General features: G+C 38.2%; 19 protein-coding genes. 9 read left to right on the top strand and 10 right to left on the bottom strand.

All coding sequences use genetic code 11. From position 1 onward, the window contains the following. The first annotated feature begins 254 nt into the window (after positions 1-254). On the top strand, positions 255-1,136 hold the full coding sequence (galU, locus tag I6F65_RS12920; protein WP_029880444.1) for a UTP--glucose-1-phosphate uridylyltransferase GalU: 882 nt from the start codon (positions 255-257) through the stop codon (positions 1,134-1,136). Between the two features lie 1,062 nt (positions 1,137-2,198). Next, entirely contained in the window at positions 2,199-2,672 is a 474-nt protein-coding gene (locus I6F65_RS12915; RefSeq protein WP_024611142.1) for a peroxiredoxin, read from the top strand. Positions 2,673-2,769: 97 nt separating this feature from the next. On the opposite strand, the gene I6F65_RS12910 is transcribed toward I6F65_RS12915, so the two are convergent. The 3 genes from I6F65_RS12910 to coaBC form a co-directional block, all read right to left on the bottom strand. Then, the gene (locus I6F65_RS12910; protein WP_197113185.1) at positions 2,770-5,550 is read right to left on the bottom strand and encodes a prolyl oligopeptidase family serine peptidase; all 2,781 of its coding nucleotides are present in this window, start codon (positions 5,548-5,550) and stop codon (positions 2,770-2,772) included. A 174-nt stretch (positions 5,551-5,724) separates the two neighbouring features. Further along, complete coding sequence (gene slmA, locus I6F65_RS12905) at positions 5,725-6,312, bottom strand: nucleoid occlusion factor SlmA (protein ID WP_024611140.1); 588 nt, start codon at positions 6,310-6,312, stop codon at positions 5,725-5,727. A gap of 123 nt (positions 6,313-6,435) precedes the next feature. Beyond that, positions 6,436-7,629 carry a bifunctional phosphopantothenoylcysteine decarboxylase/phosphopantothenate--cysteine ligase CoaBC gene (gene coaBC, locus I6F65_RS12900; protein WP_197113183.1) on the bottom strand — a complete coding sequence of 398 codons (1,194 nt, stop codon included), beginning with the start codon at positions 7,627-7,629 and terminating at the stop codon, positions 6,436-6,438. A gap of 540 nt (positions 7,630-8,169) precedes the next feature. Here coaBC and radC point away from each other — a divergent pair. The 3 genes from radC (at position 8,170) to rpmG (ending at position 9,522) form a co-directional block, all read left to right on the top strand. Then, positions 8,170-8,844, top strand: coding sequence for a DNA repair protein RadC (gene radC / locus I6F65_RS12895; protein WP_024610010.1), 675 nt, complete (start codon positions 8,170-8,172; stop codon positions 8,842-8,844). Positions 8,845-9,118: 274 nt separating this feature from the next. Further along, positions 9,119-9,355, top strand: coding sequence for a 50S ribosomal protein L28 (rpmB, locus tag I6F65_RS12890; protein ID WP_004335549.1), 237 nt, complete (start codon positions 9,119-9,121; stop codon positions 9,353-9,355). A gap of 11 nt (positions 9,356-9,366) precedes the next feature. Beyond that, entirely contained in the window at positions 9,367-9,522 is a 156-nt protein-coding gene (gene rpmG / locus I6F65_RS12885; RefSeq protein ID WP_004335545.1) for a 50S ribosomal protein L33, read from the top strand. A 210-nt stretch (positions 9,523-9,732) separates the two neighbouring features. Here rpmG and I6F65_RS12880 read toward each other — a convergent pair whose 3' ends face one another. Next, positions 9,733-11,865 (bottom strand): S8 family peptidase, encoded by a 2,133-nt coding sequence (locus I6F65_RS12880; RefSeq protein ID WP_197113181.1) that lies wholly within the window; start codon positions 11,863-11,865, stop codon positions 9,733-9,735. 326 nt (positions 11,866-12,191) lie between these two features. On the opposite strand from I6F65_RS12880, the gene I6F65_RS12875 reads away from it, so the two are divergent. After that, positions 12,192-13,376, top strand: a complete 1,185-nt coding sequence (locus tag I6F65_RS12875) for an NAD(P)/FAD-dependent oxidoreductase (RefSeq protein ID WP_024610500.1) — start codon at positions 12,192-12,194, stop codon at positions 13,374-13,376. Here the strand turns inward: I6F65_RS12875 and I6F65_RS12870 are convergent. Both I6F65_RS12870 and I6F65_RS12865 read right to left on the bottom strand, forming a co-directional pair. Then, positions 13,373-14,488: a GGDEF domain-containing protein gene (locus I6F65_RS12870; RefSeq protein ID WP_024610501.1), complete on the bottom strand. Its 1,116-nt coding sequence runs from the start codon at positions 14,486-14,488 to the stop codon at positions 13,373-13,375. The genes I6F65_RS12875 and I6F65_RS12870 overlap by 4 nt on opposite strands. A gap of 148 nt (positions 14,489-14,636) precedes the next feature. Continuing rightward, positions 14,637-15,563 (bottom strand): manganese-dependent inorganic pyrophosphatase, encoded by a 927-nt coding sequence (locus tag I6F65_RS12865; protein ID WP_024610502.1) that lies wholly within the window; start codon positions 15,561-15,563, stop codon positions 14,637-14,639. A 118-nt stretch (positions 15,564-15,681) separates the two neighbouring features. Between I6F65_RS12865 and I6F65_RS12860 the strand changes: the two genes are divergently transcribed. Together I6F65_RS12860 and mutM are read left to right on the top strand one after the other, a co-directional pair. Then, positions 15,682-16,182 (top strand): hypothetical protein, encoded by a 501-nt coding sequence (locus I6F65_RS12860; protein WP_197113179.1) that lies wholly within the window; start codon positions 15,682-15,684, stop codon positions 16,180-16,182. A 14-nt stretch (positions 16,183-16,196) separates the two neighbouring features. Continuing rightward, positions 16,197-17,006: a bifunctional DNA-formamidopyrimidine glycosylase/DNA-(apurinic or apyrimidinic site) lyase gene (gene mutM / locus I6F65_RS12855; protein WP_024610504.1), complete on the top strand. Its 810-nt coding sequence runs from the start codon at positions 16,197-16,199 to the stop codon at positions 17,004-17,006. Positions 17,007-17,077: 71 nt separating this feature from the next. Here mutM and I6F65_RS12850 read toward each other — a convergent pair whose 3' ends face one another. From I6F65_RS12850 to I6F65_RS12835, 4 genes are read right to left on the bottom strand one after another with little or no spacing between them, the layout of a single operon-like run. After that, the gene (locus I6F65_RS12850; protein ID WP_197113177.1) at positions 17,078-17,578 is read right to left on the bottom strand and encodes a DUF3299 domain-containing protein; all 501 of its coding nucleotides are present in this window, start codon (positions 17,576-17,578) and stop codon (positions 17,078-17,080) included. 14 nt (positions 17,579-17,592) lie between these two features. Next, the gene (locus I6F65_RS12845) at positions 17,593-18,834 is read right to left on the bottom strand and encodes an ABC transporter permease (protein ID WP_197113175.1); all 1,242 of its coding nucleotides are present in this window, start codon (positions 18,832-18,834) and stop codon (positions 17,593-17,595) included. Further along, the gene (locus tag I6F65_RS12840; protein ID WP_166114394.1) at positions 18,831-19,517 is read right to left on the bottom strand and encodes an ABC transporter ATP-binding protein; all 687 of its coding nucleotides are present in this window, start codon (positions 19,515-19,517) and stop codon (positions 18,831-18,833) included. Before I6F65_RS12840 ends, I6F65_RS12845 begins: the two co-directional genes overlap by 4 nt. 9 nt (positions 19,518-19,526) lie before the next feature. After that, positions 19,527-20,597, bottom strand: a complete 1,071-nt coding sequence (locus I6F65_RS12835; protein WP_197113172.1) for a CDP-glycerol glycerophosphotransferase family protein — start codon at positions 20,595-20,597, stop codon at positions 19,527-19,529. Between the two features lie 177 nt (positions 20,598-20,774). Between I6F65_RS12835 and I6F65_RS12830 the strand changes: the two genes are divergently transcribed. Further along, positions 20,775-21,878: a phosphoribosylaminoimidazolesuccinocarboxamide synthase gene (locus tag I6F65_RS12830; protein WP_024610509.1), complete on the top strand. Its 1,104-nt coding sequence runs from the start codon at positions 20,775-20,777 to the stop codon at positions 21,876-21,878. Positions 21,879-21,931: the final 53 nt, after the last annotated feature.

Genomic DNA, 21,931 nt, shown 5'->3' with positions numbered 1-21,931 from the left:
GATGTAAATTAGCACCGACAAGTTTGGCGTATGTTGTTGGGGTTGATATTTTTGTAGGTGAGGTTTTATACCTCGCTTTGTTTGCATTAAAGCCATATTACACGAGCGCGAAATAAATTCGCACCTACAGGTTTAGCGTATGTGTAGGTGTAGTGGCATAGTAAAATTTTAGCTGCAATTCGTTCAGCTTATATCTATCTCATTACTGATAACTTAAACCTATAGCAAATTAATTATAAGCATTAAGGATAAACATGAAAGCTGTAATACCAGTAGCGGGCCTAGGAACAAGAATGCTCCCAATGACTAAAGCAATTCCTAAAGAGATGTTGCCAATAGTTGATAAACCCTTAATTCAATATATTGTAAATGAGTGTGTTGCAGCCGGTGTTAAAGATATTGTGCTAGTAACGCATAGTTCTAAAAATGCTATTGAGAACCATTTTGATACAAGTTTTGAGCTTGAAGCGACCCTTGAAAAACGTGTTAAGCGCGTATTACTTGAAGAAGTTCGTTCAATTTGTCCTCCAGACGTAACAATAATGAGCGTTCGCCAAGGTGAAGCTAAAGGTTTAGGGCATGCAATTTTATGTGCAAAACCAATTGTTGGAGACGACGATTTTGTAGTTTTACTACCTGATGTAATTCTTGATGCGTATACGGCTGATCAAAAAACAGAAAACTTAGCGGCGATGATCAAGCGTTTTAAAGAAACACAAGCAAGCCAAATTATGCTTGAGCCTGTAGCCCAAGAAGATGTAAGTAAATACGGTATTGCCGATATTAATGGCGTACAACTTAACGAGGGTGAAAGTGCAGCTATTAAAGCTATGGTTGAAAAGCCAGCTACTGAGCTAGCTCCATCTAACTTAGCTGTTGTTGGTCGTTATGTATTAAGTAAAAATATTTGGCCATTACTAGCTAAAACCCCAGTGGGTGCAGGCGACGAAATTCAGCTAACAGACGCTATTGATGCGCTAATGGCAAAAGAAACAGTAGAAGCGTTTCATATGAGCGGACGTTCGCACGACTGTGGTGACAAGCTTGGTTATTTAAAAGCAATTGTTGAATACAGTATGCGCGATGAAAAGTTAGGAAAAGATTTTTCTAGCTTTATGAGCCAGCTTACGAAGTAAAAATACAGTGAGTTAAAAGTGCATAGTTAACTATGCTCATTTTATAAAAGCGCGGTTTGTACCGCGCTTTTTTTGTATTTAAGCTCATCAAAGTCACGTTACACGAGCGCGAAGTAAATTCGCACCTACGGGTTTGGTGTATGTTGTTCGGTTCGGTGTATGTTTTATTTGTAGGTGAGGTTTTATACCTCGCTTTTCAACATTGAACCCACGCAATATAAGACATGAGCGCGAAGTAAATTCGCACCTACGGGGTTGGTGTATGTTGTTCGGTTCGATGTTTATTGTAGGTAAGGTTTTATACCTCGCTTTGGTTTTAATGTAGGTGAGGTTTTACACCTCGCTTTTTAAAATTCAATCCACGCAATATAAGACATGAGCGCGAAGTAAATTCGCACCTACGGGGTTGGTGTATGTTGTTCGGTTTGGCGTGTGTTTTATTTGTAGGTGAGGTTTTACACCTCGCTTTGTTCACTGCATTAAAGCCACATTACAAGAGCGCGAAGTAAATTCGCACCTACAGGTTTGGTGTATGTTGTTCGGTTTGATATTTATTGTAGGTGAGGTTTTACACCTCGCTTTGTTTGCATTAAAACCAAGCTACACGAGCGCGATGTAAATTCGCACCTACGAGTTTGGTGTATGTTGTTCGGTTCGGTGTATGTTTTATTTGTAGGTGAGGTTTTACACCTCGCTTTTAAACATTGAAGCCATACGACAATAGCCATGAGCGCGAAGTAAATTCGCACCTACAGGTTTGGCGTATATTGTTGTATTTGATGTTTATTGTAGGTGAGGTTTTACACTACAGGTTTGGTGTATGTTATTGGGTTCGATGTTTTTGTAGGTGAGGTTTTACACCTCGCTTTTTGCTTTTAAAATATTAAAGCCAAGCTACATGATTGATGTAAATTCGCACCTACGGGTTTGGCGTATGTTGCTGGTTTTATGTTTATTGTAGGTGAGGTTTTACACCTCGCTTTATCTTTGCTCGTAACCATACAGTGGAAGTTGTATGCTGTAGCTTCACTTTTTATTATTCAATGCTATTAAGGATTTATCATGATTGAACAAGGTCAAACACTACCCGCTGTAACGCTTTCGCAATTAACAGATGACGGTATGCAAACACTGACTAATAATGAGTTGTTTGCAGGTAAAAAAGTTGTGTTATTCGCAGTGCCAGGCGCGTTTACGCCAACCTGTTCAAATGCGCATTTACCTGAATTTATTACACTTGCTGATAAAATTAAAGCAAAAGGTGTTGATGCAATTTACTGTGTATCCGTAAACGATGCGTTTGTAATGAAGGCATGGGGTGACTCTCAAAATGCGCAAGAAATTTCAATGCTTGCCGATGGCGACGCTAGTTTTGCTAAAGCATTAGGGCTTGATAAAGATACAGCAGGCTTTGGTGGCATTCGTTCTGCTCGTTACGCAATGATCATCGAAAACGATGTAGTAACGGGTTTATTTGTAGAGCAAGACAAAGAGTTTGTCGTTAGCCGAGCAGAAGCTGTTTTAGAAAAGCTATAAAGTTAAAATTTAAAGCTAAAATGTAGAACACTAGCTATTTAAGTTTAAAAAAGCCGATATTGTAAAACAATATCGGCTTTTTGTTTTTAGTAACGTTTTATTCTTTAATGAATGTTTCGCCTTCTGTCATCCATTTTGCAGCGGGCTTACCTTTTAGGTAATGATCAAAGTACTGCATCATACGGATTGAAAAATCGACCTGGTTAGGGAATTTTTTTAAGTGATGTGGCTCACCTGCATATTGTAAAAACGTGGCGTCCTTTCCTGCACGACGTAGTGCTAAGTAATACTGCACACTTTCATGCCAAGGCACTGCGTCATCTTTATCGCCAGACATGATTAAAATAGGTGTATTAACTTTATCTGCAAAAAATACCGGTGAGTTTTCTATATAAAGCTCTGGGGCTTCAAATAAGTTTTTACCAATACGGCTTTGCCCCATTTCGTACTGAAATTGACGCGCAAGCCCCGATTTTAATCGAATGCCGCTATAAGCACTGGTCATGTTAGATACCGGCGCACCCGATACAACGGCTTTAAACATATCTGTTTGCGTGATCATAAACGCACTTTGATAACCCGCCCATGAGTGACCTTGCAAGCCAATTTTATTTTTATCAGCTATGCCTAAATCAATTAGCTTTTGAGTGGCGTTAATCATTGTTTGCGTTGACGATTTACCAGGGTGACCTATCTCAAAACGAATATCAGGTAAAAATACCGCATAACCATTTGAGGTAAACATAGGAAAGTTAGGGCGATGATTTAATTCCATTTTTGGAAAGTCATACATGCGCTGGCTCATATAACGATAAAAATACACAACAACCGGTACTTTATCGCCTTTTTTATAGCCCGCTGGTTTTATTAGTACGCCCTGTAAGTCTTCGCCATCAAAGCCTTTATAGCTTATTAGCTCTGGCTTTTCGCCCCATGCAAAATTATTGATTTGTGGGTTTAGCGTCGTCACTTGTTTTGGTGAACTAAAACTAAAATCTGTTTGGTAGTAATCCGGAAATTGGCTATAAGTTTGTGAGTTAAACACGTACTTATCAGCTGTTTTTGCTTTTTTAACTACATCAAAGCGCTTATTACCGCTAAGTACTTTAGTCACTGTGCTAGTTGTTAAGCTGAGCTTTGCAACTTCGCTTTGTTTAGTTTGTAAGTTAATAGCAGAGACAAGTAATGTGTCGTCTTTTTTAAAGCCCACTTGGGCCTTATCAAGTTTAATAACACGGTACTGCGTATTACTTTGTTTGCCATTAGTTAAGCGCTTAGCTTGCTGCGTTTTTACATCAAACGCCCAAATATCGTATTTACTGTAGGCTAGTACTTGGCTGCTATCGGTTATCCAACCTGCAAAACCATAGCCTGGTTGGGTAGACGGGTAGTCGTGCTTATCATCAGCAAAGGTTGCTTTAATTGCTTTGGTAAGCGGTGTTACTTTGTTATTTTTTAAATCTTTTAGTTGTATTTGGCTGTCGCTAAAATAAGCTGCAAATTCACCATTAGGTGCAAGGCTCGGTCTAAACGGATAGTCATTAATAATAGGTGTTTGTTTACCGGTATTTATATTTACTGCAAAGTAATCAGCAAAAAAACCGCCATACATTATTTTTTCTAAGTAAGGGATATTTGATGAGCCAAGTAAAGACACATTTCGCTCAGGATTTAGTGCAACCTCTGGCATGTTTGGTGTACTAAGTTGCGCAACTTTTTTCGAGTTAACATGATACACCGCGCTGTAATGGCGGTTTTTATTAACTTCGTTCCATTGTTGTTCTTCACGTGGCTTTATTTGTGCATCGTTGTTGTGCCACACATCTAAACCTTTATGTTCGCGTATGGTGTCAAAGTCATATAGTGAGGCTTCGTCGGTATATTTTTTTGCTTTTACTTTAGCGGCAAGTTTTGGATGATTTTCAAAATATAAGCGCTCGCCATCTTCAGACCATTCAAGAGATGCCGTTTTACCTATTACCCAGTCTTTATTTGGCGACTCTATGGTAGATAGTTGCTCGTTTTCCCAAAGTTGCAACGAGTAGTTACGGCGTCGCATGTCGTCATTAACATAGTTCCCCAGCGTAAATACGACACTTTCGTTTGTCGGATGCCATACAATTTTGCTTGCTACAACGCCTGGCTCATCGATAAGTACACTATTTTTAAAGTCATTTAAGCTCACAAGTACAATTTGATTATTATTGCCATCAGTATAAGTTTGACTAACGAGTAATTGGTCGTTGCTTGCACTTATGCCGTAGCTAAATACATTTTCTATTGTATGGCTGCGTTTATCGACTAAATTTACGATAATGAGCGAGTAGGCTTTGTCTTTTTTATCAGGTGTTATGGCGTTATCATTTTTACTATTATTTTTAGTATCGCCTTTATCTTCTGTTTCTGTATCGCTATCTTCGTCGGCTTTTTTATTTAGGCGATAGGCAAGCCATATTCCGTCATCTGATAATTTATAATCTTTTACATCAACAAAACTTTGTTGTTCACCTGATTGGGTATTAACGAGCACTAAATTATTTTTGAGTGTGTCTTTTTTTTCGGTTGTTTCTTTTTCGAGTAAGGTAGGTACTTGCGTAAAGGCAACCCAGTTTGCTGCTTTATTAATATGTGGCTTGGTGCCGCGCTCAACTTCGCTAATTAGGGAGTTGCTACTTAATGAATAAACTTGCCCAGTTGCGTTACCACGATAAGGCGTTGCACTGAGCGATAAAATTTTTCCATCATCAGATAGTTCTGTATTTTTAGCTGATTTAAAACTAAACACATCTTTAAATTGTAATGCTTCTTTTGCATAGGCTGTAGTGCTAGCTAAGCTAACAATAAGCGCGGAGCTTAATAGGGTGAGCTTTGTTTTCATTATTGGTTCTCGTTTTTTAACATTAATTTATTGTAACGAGTTTTGTTTATATTTCGACTAGATCAGATAAGTAGCAGGCAGGGGCGATAAGTAACGTGCAGAGACAACAAAACGACCATAAGGTCGTTTTGTTAATATGGTTAACTCATAAACTTGGTCAGCTATTTACAAAAACTATAGCCAAATTTTTTGTAATTCTGGCCATTGCTTTTCAAACTGTACACTTGGCTTTGCTTTAAAGTCGCTACGTACAAATTGATTCATTTTACCCTCAACATAGGCGAGTAAAAAGTTGGCAAGGGTAAGCTCGTCACTTTGAAAGTTTTTACCTTCACGTAGTTTTCGTTCACGAAGTACTTGTTTAAATTGGGTTTCTAACTTTTCAAATAAACCTTGTACACGCTCACGTAAACGACCTTGCTCACCTTGCAATGCATCGCCTGTTAAAATGCGTGTAATGCCTGGGTTTTTTTCAGCAAACGTTAAAAGGAGTAATAAAATATTATAAACTCGTGTTTGACTTTCTTTTTCGTTTTCTAAAATAAGATTAATGCGTGATAAAAGGGTATCTTCAATAAACTCAATTAAGCCTTCAAACATACGTGCTTTACTAGGAAAGTGACGGTATAGCGCTGCCTCAGATACACCTACTTCAGCAGCTAATTTAGCTGTAGTAATACGCTGCCCAGGGCTTGTTTCTAACATTTGTGCGAGTGCTTGCAGTATTTGCTCTTTGCGATTACTTTTTTTTGTCGCAGGCATGAACATTCCTTTCTATTAGTTTTTTTATTAGTTATTTCTTAGTGGCACAGTTAAGAGCTCTAGTCATTTTTTGTTCAAATGAATGGCGTATGTTAATGTTTTATTCAGTTTGTTTCCAGCCTTTTATAGATGTTTAGCCAGTTGTTGGATCACCTTTAGGGCAATTTCTGTTTTACTGCTTACTGTTAATTCTAGCTGCTCATTATGCCAATAAAGCGTTAGTGCATTTTGATCTGAATTAAATCCTAACCCGCTTTGCGATACATCGTTAGCGCAAATCATATCGAGGTTTTTGTTTTTAAGTTTACTTTTAGCGTAGCTTTCTACATTTTGTGTTTCGGCTGCAAACCCAACTGTATAAGGGCGGTTTTTCTCAAGATTAGCAATTGCTGCAATTACATCAGGGTTTTTAGTTAAGGTAAGTGTTAGTTCGTCGCCTTGTTTTTTCATTTTTTGAGTTGCAATAGTTGCAGCGCGGTAATCGGCAACGGCGGCGCAACCAATAAATGCATCTGATTGTGGTGCATAAGTTAGTGATTCATTTAATAGCTGCTCAGCGCTTTCAATATTTATTAAATTTACGCCAGTAGGGGCTTTAATAGTAACCGGACCCGAAATTAAATTAACCTTTGCACCTAATAGTAAAGCGGCCTCTGCAAGGGCATAACCCATTTTTCCTGAACTGTGGTTTGATATAAAACGAACCGGGTCTAGTGGTTCACGTGTTGGGCCTGCTGTTATTGTAATTGTTTTACCTAAAAGTAATTGTGGTTGCTCTTTTGCAATGCATAACTCAACCAGTTCATTAGGCTCTAACATGCGTCCTGCGCCTATATCTCCACATGCTTGCTCGCCTTTACCAGGTCCCCAAATAAGTACGTTACGTGCTTTTAGAGTTGCTAAGTTAGCTTGCGTAGCAGGGTGTGCATACATTTGTTGGTTCATTGCTGGTGCTACAGCTACTTTTGCAGGCGTAGCGAGTAATAGCGTTGTTAGTAAATCATCAGCAATACCAGCAGACATTTTAGCAATAATATTACAAGTAGCTGGCGCAACTAAAATTAAGTCAGCCCATTTAGCAAATTCAATATGCCCCATAGAAGCTTCAGCTGAAGGGTCTAATAATGAGTCAGAGACTGTTTCGCCACTCACGGCTTGCATGGTTAAAGGCGTTATAAAATGTTTTGCTGACTCAGTCATTACTACTTTAACTTCACAACCATGGTCTTTTAATCGTCTAACGAGTTCTGCGCACTTATAAGCTGCAATTCCACCGCTAATGCCAAGTACTATTTTTTTATTGGTTAAATCAATCATGGTTGTTTGTAAGCCTTATTTTATATTGTGTTTAAAATAACAAATCTTTACGTTTACAGCTAAGTTTTTTAATTCGAAATAACTAAGTTAACTCTAGGGTCTGTTGATCTTTGCGGATTAAAATTTGTTCAAACTAGGGGCTATTTAATCGCGGCGCGAGATTTGTAACCTAGTGGGCTAAGTCAAAACCGAGCAACAAAGAGTAAATAGCCCCTAGGAAGAACCCTTTGGGCAGCGCCTGTTTGGCATTAATGCTACGTTATCGCCTATTTATGGGGAATAACCACACTGTATAGGCTCTGCCTTGCCTAAATACCAAACAGACTGCTGCAAATTCAACCTTGAAAGATCAACAGACCCTAGCTCTAAATAATAAATTTATCTCATGCAGCTACTCTATTATGAGCATTAACTGTATTGAATTTATTTGTAATAGACCTGCAATTGGCATTTAAATTTGCCTTAAAATTTAAAATAATCAGGTTAATTTTAAAATTTGCATTACAGTTATAAGACACTTTTGACGCTCTTGGATTAATAATGCAATTAACCTCTCTACCTAATTCACTTCGCCCTCGCGAAAAGTTAATTGAAAAAGGCGCAAAAGCATTAAGTGATGCTGAATTACTCGCTATTTTTTTACGTACGGGCTTACCTGGTATGAACGTAATAGAGCTTGCACAGCATTTGCTTAACGAAAATAAAACACTGCACAATTTGTTTAATGCGAGTATTGAAGAGTTTTGTTCACAAAAAGGATTAGGTACAGCTAAATATGTGCAGTTGCAGGCTGTATTAGAGCTAAGCCAGCGTTATATGCAGGAGCGTTGCCAACGAGAGGCTGTATTTAACTCACCCAATACAGTGTACGACTATTTAACGATTCAAATGCGTGGTTTGCAGCAAGAAGTATTTATGGTGCTTTACCTCGATAGCCAAAATCGTTTAGTTAAAGACGAAATACTTTTTTATGGCACTATTAACTCAGCAAGTGTTTATCCAAGAGAAGTCGTTAAAGCTGCTCTTAAAAATAATGCCGCAGCTGTTATTTTTGCACATAACCATCCAAGTGGAATTGCTGAGCCAAGCCAAGCAGACAAACTTATTACTAATAAATTACAACAAGCACTGCAATTGGTCGACATAACTGTGCTTGATCACATCATTGTTGGAGGGGAAACATGTGTTTCTTTTGCCGAGCGAGGCCTTATTTAACTTTGTTTGATGGATAAGTGTGTTAAAAATGAGCTGTTTAACGTGTTTTGGCAAATTAGTTTAATTTAAATGCAGTTTTTACTTTCCCTAAGGGCATTCGATCTTTATAATTAGCCGCTATCAAATTTACATATATGAGCTGATTGGATAGATCAGTGTTTGATCTTTGCCTGTAAAAGCTGTATAAAGAGCGCCCTTCGATTTATCTCTAGGGCGGAAATACACGGCCTTAGATTAAATTAAGCTCGAGCGAAGTTATTGGAGATATATAGACATGTCTAAAGTATGTCAAGTTACAGGTAAGCGTCCAGCGGTTGGTAATCACCGTTCACACGCGAGAAACGCGACTAGACGTCGTTTCCTACCTAACCTACAAACACACCGTTTTTGGGTTGAAAGTGAAAAACGTTTTGTAACATTACGCACTACTACTAAAGGTATGCGTATTATCGATAAAAAAGGCATCGACACGGTTCTTACAGAAATCCGTGCTCGCGGCGTTAAAGTTTAAGGATCTGAATCATGCGCGATAAAATCCGTTTAGTTTCAACTGCCGGTACTGGTTTTTTCTACACTACTGACAAAAACAAACGTAACATGCCTGAGAAGATGGAAATCAAAAAGTTTGATCCAAAGATTCGTAAACATGTTCTTTTTAAAGAAGCTAAAATTAAGTAATTTTAGTTCTTCTTTTAGAATTTAAAAACCCAGCTTAGGCTGGGTTTTTTGTTTTTAAAAATTAATAAATCAACAAATGTAAATAATATCAATCCTCTTAAATGTGGGGTCTATTTAATTCGTTAAATTGATGCAGATTGGTATAAGTACAAATAAAAAGACCGAGCTATTTAATTTAGCTCGGTCTTTTTTGTAGGGAGAGAAATATACTTATGGTTGGTATTGTCCGCTAAGTGTTAAGCCAGAAAAGGTGCTGTAAGCATTAACGCTTAAGTGCCAAGTACCCGCTTGTGGATTAGTGAATGTACAAGTTTCTGCGTTGCCGCTTTTATAAGGACGACAGTCGTAGCTTGTAGTCGTTGGTTGACTACCAAACTTAACAAATAAATCTGAGTCGCCAGTGCCGCCAGATGTCGTTACTGTAAATGAAGACATATCGGCAGGAACGTCAAGTGTGTAATGTTTCCATTCACCTGCATTCGCTGTTACGTCGCTAATAGTACCGCCACCTGCTTGAGGTGGAGTAGAGCCACCAGTAGAGCCGCCTGTTATATTTCCAACTAAGCTCACGCCAGAATAAGCAGAGTAACCACGCAGCATTACATGGTAAGTGCCAGCAGTAGGGCTATCGATAGAACACTCTTCATTGTTACCATTTTCAAATGGACGACAATCATACGTACTTGTTGTTGGTTTACTGCCAGCACGTACATATAAATCTGTATCGCCTGTGCCACCACTCATTGTAAACGTAACGTTGGTTGCACCGCTTGGAACGGTCATTGTATAAAATGCTTCAGCATTTGTTGCGCCACTAAGGCCTGTTTTAGCTTCGCCATCGGTTAGCGTATTATCGTCACCTGCTGGTGGAGTAGTGTCACCACTGGCTGCAGCAACGGCAGCTGCGGCATCAACAATACCTGTACCACAACTAGTACACGTTGCTGAAAATGAGCGAGCTGTTGATTTTAAAATACTTTCTATTTCGTCAGGTGTTGCATCTGGTTTAGCTTGTTTAATAAGAGCAGCTACACCTGCAACATGAGGTGCCGCCATTGATGTACCTTGCGAGTAAGCATAGCTATCGCTTGAAGGTGAAGATGAACCTGAATTATAAGTAGATAAAATACCTTCAGAGTCGTTAGCAAAATTTTGTGCACCGCCTGGTGCAGCAACATCAATATTACTACCAAAGTTAGAGTAATATGCACGACCACCGTTACGACCAACAGAGGCAACATTTACTACGCCGCTACAGTTACCTGGATTATAGTTAGCTGAATTGTCGTTATCATTACCGGCAGCTATAACTATAACGGTTCCGTTACTGCGCGCTGTATTTATAGCACTTTGTGTTGCAGAGCTACATGAGCCGCTACCACCTAAACTCATATTAATAACATCAGCAGGATTGGCGTTTGATGGAATACCAGAAACACTACCACCAGATGCCCAAATAATACCGTCAGCAATATCAGATGTTAAACCACCACATTTACCAAGCACTCGAACAGGAACTACTTTAGCGTCGTAAGCTACGCCAGCCACGCCTTCGCCATTGTTAGTAACAGCGGCAACTGTACCGGCTACATGCGTACCGTGCCAGCTAGAATTTTGAGCGCTATTTGAACCACATTCATTTGCAGCAACACCATCACCTGGATCGCTCGCATCACTATCTCGACCACCGCCGTCGTTTGCTACCGACAGGTTAGAAATCATATCGTAACCCGGTAAAATATTAGCGTTTAAATCTGCATGTGGGCGGTAACCTGTATCAAGTACCGCAACAACTACACCGCTACCTGTTGCTGTATCCCAAGCGGTAGGTAAATTTAAACCACCAGCTTGCTCATAGTAATGCCATTGGTCGTCAAAGCGAGGATCGTTAGGAGTAGAAAAAGGCTTTAACATTTGGTCTACTTCAATGTACTCAACATTGCCAGAATCAACCATTTCTTGCATGAATACTTGGGCTTCTGCAGCGCTTAATTTTTTATCGGCACGCATTACATGGTGATTACTAAGCGCCATAGCGCGTACATATTTACCTTTTACTTTGCCTTTTTTAGATGAAAAGTTTTTAACAAAACTTTGTGCACGTTTGTTCATACCTGATGGGCTTGCATCAGCTGTTGATAAACTAGCCATATCATTACTGTTATTTTTATATTTAATAATGAACTGCGTTTCTAGCCCACTTTGGCTTTGTAGTTTTGCTGACATATCAGTCATTGAAGGTAAAGCGTCTTGAGTTGGAGTAGCAATGCTTGATGTTGCTGCAAAAAGTGTACTTAGCGTTAATGCGATAGCGCACTTTTTAAAGGTTTTACTTGTCGTCATAATTATCCCTAGTTTTATTAGTTATTCCGTGATTAATTTTCACGTTGCGGGAACAAAAGTAAAGCATTTGTTAAATAAGTTAAAATATCAATTCATTATGTACCTATTTCATTTGGTTATAACTAAGGTACATAGGGTCTTTGTCGTTATTTAGTATTTACCTGTTAAAATTAAATAAGTTACAAAGTATTACTTATTGGTGTGTTTTATTATTTTATTTAAATAGAATAGATTTAATCTGTTGTGATATTACCAATAGTTATTTCGATACGTTGAACATGTTTAAATTTGCTATAATCTAAAAAAATTTTTAATGAGATAAATTAATGACCCAAGTAGATGTAATAGTAATAGGCGCGGGAGCTGCCGGATTGATGTGTGCGGCACAGGCAGGGTACCGAGGTCGAAGTGTTACAGTACTTGATATGGGTAAAAAACCAGGTCGTAAAATTTTAATAAGTGGGGGTGGACGCTGTAATTTCACAAACGAAAATGCAACACCAGATAACTACTTATGCGGAAATTCTCACTTTGTTAAGTCGTGTTTGAGTCGCTATACACAGCATGACTTTATTGAGCTGGTGGACAGACATGGTTTGGCTTATCACCATAAAACATTGGGTCAGCTTTTTTGCGATAACAACGCACAAGACATAGTTAATATTTTACTTACCGAATGCGAATGGGCTGGGGTAAATATAAAGCTACGCAACGAAGTACTTAGCGTTTCAAAAACAGAAATCGGCTATAGCGTTATTACAGAGCAAGAAACACTTAACTGTGAGTCGTTAGTAATTGCATCGGGTGGTTTAACCATGCCAAAACTAGGTGCAACCCCAATAGGTTATAAAATTGCTGAGCAATTTGGTTTAAATGTTTTGCCAACGATGGCAGCCTTGGTGCCGTTTACCTTGCATCAGCATGATAAAGATCGTTTTGAAGGGCTCTCGGGAATTAGCATCCCATGTGAAGTTTCAAGCGAAAACGGTACTACCTTTAAAGAAAATATATTATTTACTCACCGTGGTTTATCAGGTCCTGCAATATTACAAATAAGCTCATTTTGGCGAGCAGGGCAGGCTGTAACTATCAATCTCTTACCTGAAATAAACCTAAGAGAGCAACTTACTGATTGGCGCGAAACGCAAGCCCAAAAGTCTTTAAAAAATAGCCTTGCGACAATTTTACCTAAACGTTTTATAGAAATACTGCATGAAAGCAAAGCGATTCCAGATTGTAATATTAATCAGCTTACACATGCCCAAATTGATGAGTTAGTGAGTTACATTCATGGTTGGCAAATTAAACCAAATGGCACCGAAGGTTATAGAACAGCAGAAGTTACCCTAGGTGGTGTAGATACTGATGAGTTAAGTTCAAAAACGTTTGAAGCTAAAAAAGCCGAAAGTTTATATTTTATAGGTGAAGTAACCGATGTAACAGGTTGGCTGGGCGGCTACAATTTTCAGTATGCATGGAGTTGTGGATTTGCTGCAGGGCAGTACGCTTAAGCTTGTGTTATAGGCCCGCTTGGTTGGGCAGAATTGGCGGTAATAACGCAGTTATTATCGCTTACAGATACTTTATTTCGCCCATTATTTTTAGCTTTATATAGTGCTTTGTCTGCCCGCTCTAACAGTTTTAATACGGTATCGTCTTTTTGTACAGTAGCTAAACCAATGCTGATAGTAAACGCTATATTTGTAATTGTGTTTTTGGCTATATATTCGCGTAATTCATTCGCCTGTTCAACGCTATCACTCAAACATGTATTTGATAAAATAATAGTAAATTCTTCGCCGCCCCATCGTGCAATAAGAGCATTATTTGTGAGCTTTTCTTTTAGTATTTTTGCAAACCCAGTAAGTACGTTATCGCCAACTAAATGACCATAGGTATCGTTTATATTTTTAAAATGATCTATATCGCAAATTAGTACGATATTAGCATTGTCGGTGGTCGAGTTTGCATTGTTAGCAATTAATTTTGAGAGCTCAAAATCAAACTTTTGTCTGTTGTATAATCCTGTTAATTTATCTGTTTCTGCTAACTGTTGAATTTCGAGGTTACGAATAGACAACCGATTATAGGCTGAAAAACGTGTTTTTTCGTAAAATCTAAAAATCAAAATATGAGCAAGGCTTACTTCAATCACATTAAATAAAGAGCCTAAACCAATCGTTATGGTTTGCTGTTGTTGTTGGTAAACAAGATATGCACAAACAATAAAAGCGACGGCACTTAATGCACTTCCCCAGTTTCTACCAACTAAAAAAAATGCAAAAGGAGGAATTAACGTAGCCCAAAATAAAGAATGCGCATGCCCACCTACAGAAATTATAAACAATATAATTAAGCCGCAAACCATTAGTGTTACAGCCCATGCAGCAGCGTTTACATTGGTCGATTTATTAAAGCCGACGTAAATACCTAACGATACAAAAAGCCCCAAAGCATCAATTAAAGCAATATCGTAGCTTTGAAAGTAAAAGAGGTTTAGCAGTGTTAAAACTAAAAAGTAACTCGTCGTTATAAGCAAAGAGTGAGCTATTAAGCGAGTGCGCCAAAAGTCTTTATGATCTTTTGGAAATGGTGGAGACTCTTTATACCAAAAATCTAGCATGGTCACTTCTCTTTTATTTATAAGTTGTTAAGTATTACTTATTTTAGGAAGCGTGGGTAGCAGCGAGGATAATTAATAAGTTTTATAATTTTTAGTTATAAAAAAACCGATAGTGTAAAACAATATCGGTTTTTGTATTTATAGGCGTTTATGCTTTTAAAAACGCGTCTTGTAGTGGCGGTACTACTTGCTTTTTACGGCTCAGTACACCCTCTAACCACACTTTATCATTTTCAGGTTTTACACCGTAAGCTTGCTCAACTAAGTTTGCATCGTCAGATACAATTAGCATTTCTGAGCCTTCTTTCATTATGTCGGTAAGCAGTAAAAACACAGAGTGACGGTTACCCTCTACTTTTAGCTTAGCAATATCGGCTGCAAGATCAGCTTTAATATCGTCAAAAACAGCAAGATCGATTACTTCTAGTTGACCAATACCTACTAGGTTACCGTTCATGTTGAAGTCTTTAAAGTCACGCATTACTAAATCACGCGCTGGTGTGTTTTCTACCGCTGATTTAACACGGAACATATCCATACCAAGTTCTTTAAAATCTTCTACGCCTGCAATTTCAGCTAGCGCTTCAACACATTTAATATCGGCGGTGGTACATGTTGGCGATTTAAATATTACAGTGTCGCTTAAAATTGCACACATCATAATACCAGCGATATCTTTAGGAATTTCTACACTGTAGAAGTCGTACATCATTTTAATAATGGTGTTTGAACAACCAACAGGGCGGATCCAACATTCAAGCGGAGTAGATGATGTTAAATCACCTAATTTATGGTGATCTACCACGCCAACAACGCGAGCTTGGTCGATATCGTCCGGTGCTTGTGTTTTTTCTGTGTGATCAACAATAAAAACGTCTTCGCCAGCGTAGCTTAATTTAAGCTCTGGTGCTTCGAAGCCAAATTTATCAAGAATAAATTTAGTTTCTGGTGAAATTTCACCAAGACGCGTTGGAATTGCTGGTTCATCGATTTGGTTTTTTAAATAAGCCAGTGCAATTGCACCACAAATTGAATCTGAATCTGGGATTTTATGGCCCACTACATACATAGACATTGACGGAACTCCTTTAAATTTGTCGATATTCTAACAAAGTATGCGCGCTTTAACATATAGACAGTGCAATTAAGTTTTAGTTACACTTTAAAATCTTGAATTTATTGGGTGTGTGAATATGCAACTAGGTCGTAAAGGTTGGAATAACGTTATAATTTTCTCCATGCTAATAATGATCTTCTTTTTAAATGGCTGGCATAAACAACTTTTTAGCAGTGCTAATGAGCCTTCTTTACAGGCAATATTACCAACACAAAGTTTTGTATTAACGCTTAAGTTTGTTGATCAAAAAATTGAGCGTATAGGCACAAGTTGGCGTACAACCGTATTGCAAGATAATGCCCCGCTTACTTGGCAAGCATCTGAGCAACAGCTTGGTGAGTTAATAAATCATTGGCAAAGTACTGAGCTTATGAATATTAATGAGTCTGTTGTATTTAACCCTAAAGCACCTTTGTCTGTTGCTACATTTGAGCTTGCTGGGGAGAGTTTTCCATGGGTATATTTATTATATAAAGATGATGCGAGTTATTATTTACTCGAAAAAAATAGCCAACGAGTACTTGCACTTGATATAGCGACTGCTAAGCAGTTGTTTCCTAGTTTTGATTTTTCATAAAGTGAGTTTAATTAATGCCTGAATTACCAGAGGTAGAAGTTAGCCGAATGGGCATTACTCCCCACGTACAAAACCAAGTTGTTACTAAGGTGAATATTTATAACGCGAGTATGCGCTGGCCGGTACCCGATGACGTGTATCAACTTGAAGGGTTAATGGTGACTGAAATAGAGCGCCGTGCAAAATACTTATTATTACATTGCGAGCTGGGCAGTACTATTTTGCATTTAGGTATGTCGGGTAATTTACGCGTAGTAGATAAAAGCGAGCCATTAAAAAAGCACGACCATGTAGAATTTATTTTTGGTAACGGTAAAGCGCTGCGTTTAAACGATCCTCGTCGCTTTGGTTGTTGTTTATGGCAAGAGCAAGGTGAAGTACATAAGTTACTTTCTAAGCTTGGTCCGGAGCCGCTTACGGATGATTTTTTTGCTAAACGAGTGTACGAGCAGTCACGAAATAAAAAAGTACCCGTAAAGCAGTTTATTATGGATAACGCAGTGGTGGTTGGAGTTGGGAATATTTATGCTAATGAATCACTTTTTAAAGCGGGTATACACCCAAAGCTAGAAGCGGGTAAAGTATCACTAAAACGCTACCAAGCGCTTATTCCTATTATAAAAGACACGCTTGCTGCGGCTATTACACAAGGTGGTACAACACTTAAAGACTTTGCACAAAGTGATGGTAAGCCAGGGTATTTTGCTCAGCAGTTACTCGTGTATGGGCGTAAAGGTCAGCCGTGTATGACGTGTAAAACGCAACTAGAAGAAATACGGCTAGGGCAGCGCAGTACGGTTTTTTGCCCAAATTGCCAAAAATAAGTTAGCTTAATTTATCCAGTACCTAAATTAAATAATACTTAATGGTCAGCTTTAAAAGCTGACCATTAACGTTAAAGCTCAAATGGTGCTACGCCTACCGCTTTCATTTTATAGCCAACTTGCGCTATTTCGCCCGACCATGCTTGTGTACTTATTACGCCGGTTACAACAATTGCGTCGTATAGGCTATCTATAGGTACGCCGCCTTTAATAGTTACATGCACTATTTGATTTGGCGGTGGTGGTGGCACATGTATACACGCCCCAAAATATGGCACTAGTAAAAACTCGGTAATTACCTCGCTGTCACCCTCTAATGGCACTACAAAACCAGGTAAGCTTACAGACTGACCATCCAGTTCTTTTACAACAGGTGCGTCTAAGTCTGGTTGTATCCAGTTTTGATCGCTACCTTCGTGATTAGCTTGTGCTTGAGTATCTATTTGCACATGGTTTTTAGGAATTAAGTCTTCCCAAAAAATTTCTTTTGGTGGATTTGCATGGCTTACAAAACTAGTAAGCAGTAAGCTTACTAAAGCGCCGTAATAAAGTGCTGTTTTAAAAAAAGTCATAAAGTACCTAATAGTTATGTTTTTATACTCATGCCATCGCTGAGTGAATAAAAATAAGCGCGTGTGGCAGGTATTAAGCCAATAATAAAACCAGCAACCATAATAACGCCTATAAGAGTGAGTTCATAGTAAGAGAGCATTGCTATGTTAACGCTGATACCAGCATGACTTTGTAAATATGACCCGCCAGTAAACAAAGCTAAATAATATAATGCACAGCCAACTAAGCAACCAATAAACATGGTTAGCAGTGACTCAAAGCTTATTAATGTAAACAACTGCCATGGGCGAGCACCTACAGAGCGTAATATTGCAAGCTCTCGCCGGCGTTGGCTTAAGTTAGCAAGTAGGGTGGTTAGCATTCCCAGTAAACTTACTAATACAACAACGGCTGAAAACAGCAGTAGTATTTTTTCTACTATGGCGAGTATTCCCCATAATTCTTTAAGTGTTACGGTAGGCATGATGCCAAGCAGGGCTTCTTTTTTATATTGATTTATATTGCGCCTAATTTGAAGTGTGTATAAAGGCGATTCGAACCCCATTAAAAAAGCAGTAATTTGTTTTGGATGACCTGTTAAATTATTATGCTTTTCGTGTTCAGCGTGTTCAGTATTAGAGCCACCATGAATCAAATCAATTGCAGCAAGTGGAATATGCAGTGTTTTATCAACAGGTGTACCGGTAGCATTTAAAATGCCAACGACTGTAAATGGGTTATCTTTGTGGTGATGAAAACTGGTATTGCCCATTCCGTGCGATATAACAATGTTATCACCCAGTTTATAGTCTAATTTATTTGCTACTTCACTGCCCAGTACCACTTCATTTATTGCTTCAAAGGCATGCCCTTTGCTAAAGCTTAAATTTTGCTTTTTAGCAAAACGATAGTGAGTAAAATAATCGAGAGTTGTGCCTATTACAGCCTGTCCTTTATGGCTATCACCTAGGCTAATAGGAATACTCCACTTAACGCCACGTTGGTTTGTTATGTACTCGTAACTTTGCCAACTTACGCCGTTATTTGCGTGCCCAATCCTAAATACCGAAGAAAGTAAGAGTTGAATGTCGCCAGTACGCGCACCAACAATTAAATCAGTACCAGAGAGTGTATTACTAAAACTACTTTTAGCGTCAACCCTAATACGTTCAATACTGAGTAAAAGCATGACACTAATGGCAATGGTCAACAGTGTTAAAAACACACTGGCTTTACGGTTTAATAAGCTTTTGTAGGCGAGCTTTGCGAGGATCATACACTCTCCTGCAAACTAATTAGGTTAATAGAGCGATCAAATAAAGGCTGCAAGCTCTCATCATGGCTTACAAACACTAACGTACTGTTTGAATGTTTAGCTTGTTCAAACAATAATTTTATAAAGCTTTCACGATTATTCGTATCAAGTGCAGAGGTTGGTTCGTCAGCAATTATTAGCTCAGGACTGCCTATAAATGCACGCGCTGCAGCAACGCGTTGCTGTTGCCCTACACTCAATGTAGCGACATCTTTTTTATGATATTGCTCAGTTAAACCAAGGGCATTTAGTAATCTTGTTGCTTCTTGGTTTAGAGAGGCAGACTGCTTGAGAGCTACTTTTTGACGACTCTTAGAAAATTGACATCCTAAAATTACGTTTTCGATAGGTGTTAAATAAGGAAGTAAATTAAAGTTTTGAAATATATAACCAATATGATCAGCCCTAAATACATCGCGATTAGTATTGCTAAGTGTATTTAAGTTTTTATTTAATATAAAAATATCGCCGCTGGTGGCTGTATTAATACCGGCAAGTAAGGTAAGTAAGGTTGATTTTCCTGAGCCACTTGGACCATGTAAAAAAACGCGCTCGCCTTTTTTAATTACTAATTCGCTAATAGTAAGCGTGGGTTTATTATCGTTTTTATGCCATTTAAAAGTAATGTTTTTTAGGTCGATCATCATGTTTTTTTACCAACCCCAGTAGTTTAGCTCTTTGCGCATTTTAAAGTTTCGGACAATATTAAGCGGTTTTGGTTTTAATTTTTCGTCATTTTGTAAAAATTCATTTGTTGCATTTAATACGCGTTTGCTCGATTGACCATCGGTATACGGATGTAGTTCTTGGCAGTAGCTTTCAATGCTTTTCATTAAATCGGCGGGTTTACTAAGCGCATGTGTAATAGCGTTTTCTACTTCTTCTGCATCGGTTATATCAAGTAAATGAGGTTGTGGTTTTTGATTGCAAAAAGTAACGACGGGTTTACGTAATAATAAAAACATTAAAAGTACTGATGATGTGTCACACAACATTACATCGGCTGCTTGTAACAATGGCAAAACGTTATCGGTTTCAATAAACGTTAGGTTTTCATTGCTAAGTGCTTTGTATTTAGCAACCCACTCAGTTGGCATTTTTGGATGAAACTGCATCAAAATACGCCATTTACCTTGTTCGCTAAATTGCTTAATTTGTTCATATAATTTTGGAGCTAACGATAATTTACGCGAAAAAGTTGAGCAAATAAGTAATGTAGGGCGCGGATCGTTACTTACATATGGGTTGTTTAAGGTTTCGCTAAAAAGTGGATCGAGCGTTGACCAGCCGGTTTCGGTTACCTTAAAAAAGCCATGTTGTTTAGCAAGCTCTTTAAAACGCTCCGTCGTATTTGGTCCTTGGGTACAATATAAGTCGTAACAGCCACGAATAGTAAAGTGACCACGGTTACCCTCAGAACTGCGTTTTTCAGAATTAAAACCATGAAACACAGCTACTTTTTTCCCAGGAATAAAGCTTGGTACTATATTACCAGGTATAAAAGTTATATCAGGAGCCCAGTTTTTAACGTTTTTTATTGTATTTAAGCGCTGCTCGTCTGTGGTTAAAAATTTTGAGTCAACTTCATTACCTGCCAGAAACCAGCGTACCTCGCCACCATGCGCTAAAATTTGTGCTTGCAGAGGTCTCAAAATAGCGTACGAATAATTTTGAGAAATATACATTAAATATTTTTTGTTTTTAGTAGCGGTTAGGTAATTCAAGCTATCTCCTTAGGCTAGTTAGCAAAGTTAGTTTACCCCATTGCGACAAGCATATAAATATATGCCTTTTATTTGTTTAAGCTCACGATTGAGCTTTGCGGTAGCCTAGATTATTATACTGCCATATAACCCCAAACCATACTTTGCTTAAAAAGCATCCCTAACCCCGGAGATAGCATGACTAGCTATAAAGTTTTAGACGTAAACGATGACTTACCCATTCGCACCAAAGGTGAAGTACACAGCGGTAAAGTTCGTTCAGTTTATTGGTTAACTGATGAAGATAGCGCACGATTAATTAAAGATAAAGGCTATAAAGTACCAACGGGTACTGAACTGGCTATTATGGTTATTTCCGATAGAATTTCTGCATTTGATTGTATTTGGCAAGGCGAAAACGGCTTAAATGGCGTGCCAGGTAAAGGTATTGCATTAAACTCGGTTGCATCACATTGGTTTAAATTGTTTGATAAAGCGGGTCTTGCGGGTAATCATATTGTTGATATTCCGCATCCTTACGTATGGATTGTACGCAAAGCAAGTACAGTAAAGGTAGAAGCGATTGCTCGCCAATATATTACTGGTAGCATGTGGCGCGACTATGCAAAAGGTGTTCGTAATTTTTGTGGAATTGATTTGCCAGAAGGCTTAAAAGCGAATCAAAAACTCGATAACGTATTAATTACACCCTCTACAAAAGGTATTATTGAAGGCGTAGCTGACATTCCACCTGTTGATGATGTAAACATTACTCGCGCTAATATTACTAATAATTTAGATGTGTTTAATTTTAAATCGGCAGACGATGTAACTAAATACGAAAAACTATTAGTAGAGGGCTTTAAATTAATTAGTGATGAGCTTGCTAAGCTTGATCAAATTTTTGTAGACACTAAATTTGAATTTGGTTACGTAGAGGATTTAAATGGCGTACAACAACTTATTTATATTGATGAAGTAGGTACTCCTGATTCGTCTCGTATTTGGGATGACGCTGCTTATCGTGATGGTAAAATTGTTGAAAACTCTAAAGAGGGTTTTCGCCAATTGCTCATTAATAATGTGCCAGAAAGTGATGTATTATTAAATAAAGACCGCATGAGTGAGCGTGAGCAATTAGCAAAAGATTATATTTTACCTGAATCAGTAATGCTTGATGTCTCAAATACCTATGTTGGTATAGCAAGTAAAATTGTAGGCAAAGACATTATAATTCCTGACGATCCTCGCCAAGAAGTTATTTCTATTTTAGATACCGATTATGGGTTAATTATAAAATAGCAGCACTAAATCATTAATAATACCAGTAGCTAAGTTTTTATTTTTAGTTACTG

The sequence above is a fragment of the Pseudoalteromonas sp. SWXJZ94C genome (assembly GCF_015864385.1).
Taxonomy (GTDB): domain Bacteria; phylum Pseudomonadota; class Gammaproteobacteria; order Enterobacterales; family Alteromonadaceae; genus Pseudoalteromonas.
This window is presented reverse-complemented; position numbering and strand designations above follow the sequence as displayed.

Excerpts from the sequence above, each read along its gene's own strand:
- I6F65_RS12910 (WP_197113185.1), bottom strand. The coding sequence starts at position 5,550 with ATGAAAACAAAGCTCACCCTATTAAGCTCCGCGCTTATTGTTAGCTTA.
- mutM (WP_024610504.1), top strand. The coding sequence starts at position 16,197 with ATGCCTGAATTACCAGAGGTAGAAGTTAGCCGAATGGGCATTACTCCC.
- I6F65_RS12915 (WP_024611142.1), top strand. The coding sequence starts at position 2,199 with ATGATTGAACAAGGTCAAACACTACCCGCTGTAACGCTTTCGCAATTA.
- I6F65_RS12830 (WP_024610509.1), top strand. The coding sequence starts at position 20,775 with ATGACTAGCTATAAAGTTTTAGACGTAAACGATGACTTACCCATTCGC.
- I6F65_RS12845 (WP_197113175.1), bottom strand. The coding sequence starts at position 18,834 with ATGATCCTCGCAAAGCTCGCCTACAAAAGCTTATTAAACCGTAAAGCC.
- I6F65_RS12865 (WP_024610502.1), bottom strand. The coding sequence starts at position 15,563 with ATGTCTATGTATGTAGTGGGCCATAAAATCCCAGATTCAGATTCAATT.
- slmA (WP_024611140.1), bottom strand. The coding sequence starts at position 6,312 with ATGCCTGCGACAAAAAAAAGTAATCGCAAAGAGCAAATACTGCAAGCA.
- I6F65_RS12870 (WP_024610501.1), bottom strand. The coding sequence starts at position 14,488 with ATGCTAGATTTTTGGTATAAAGAGTCTCCACCATTTCCAAAAGATCAT.
- rpmG (WP_004335545.1), top strand. The coding sequence starts at position 9,367 with ATGCGCGATAAAATCCGTTTAGTTTCAACTGCCGGTACTGGTTTTTTC.
- I6F65_RS12840 (WP_166114394.1), bottom strand. The coding sequence starts at position 19,517 with ATGATCGACCTAAAAAACATTACTTTTAAATGGCATAAAAACGATAAT.
- I6F65_RS12860 (WP_197113179.1), top strand. The coding sequence starts at position 15,682 with ATGCAACTAGGTCGTAAAGGTTGGAATAACGTTATAATTTTCTCCATG.
- coaBC (WP_197113183.1), bottom strand. The coding sequence starts at position 7,629 with ATGATTGATTTAACCAATAAAAAAATAGTACTTGGCATTAGCGGTGGA.
- I6F65_RS12880 (WP_197113181.1), bottom strand. The coding sequence starts at position 11,865 with ATGACGACAAGTAAAACCTTTAAAAAGTGCGCTATCGCATTAACGCTA.
- rpmB (WP_004335549.1), top strand. The coding sequence starts at position 9,119 with ATGTCTAAAGTATGTCAAGTTACAGGTAAGCGTCCAGCGGTTGGTAAT.
- radC (WP_024610010.1), top strand. The coding sequence starts at position 8,170 with ATGCAATTAACCTCTCTACCTAATTCACTTCGCCCTCGCGAAAAGTTA.
- I6F65_RS12850 (WP_197113177.1), bottom strand. The coding sequence starts at position 17,578 with ATGACTTTTTTTAAAACAGCACTTTATTACGGCGCTTTAGTAAGCTTA.
- galU (WP_029880444.1), top strand. The coding sequence starts at position 255 with ATGAAAGCTGTAATACCAGTAGCGGGCCTAGGAACAAGAATGCTCCCA.
- I6F65_RS12875 (WP_024610500.1), top strand. The coding sequence starts at position 12,192 with ATGACCCAAGTAGATGTAATAGTAATAGGCGCGGGAGCTGCCGGATTG.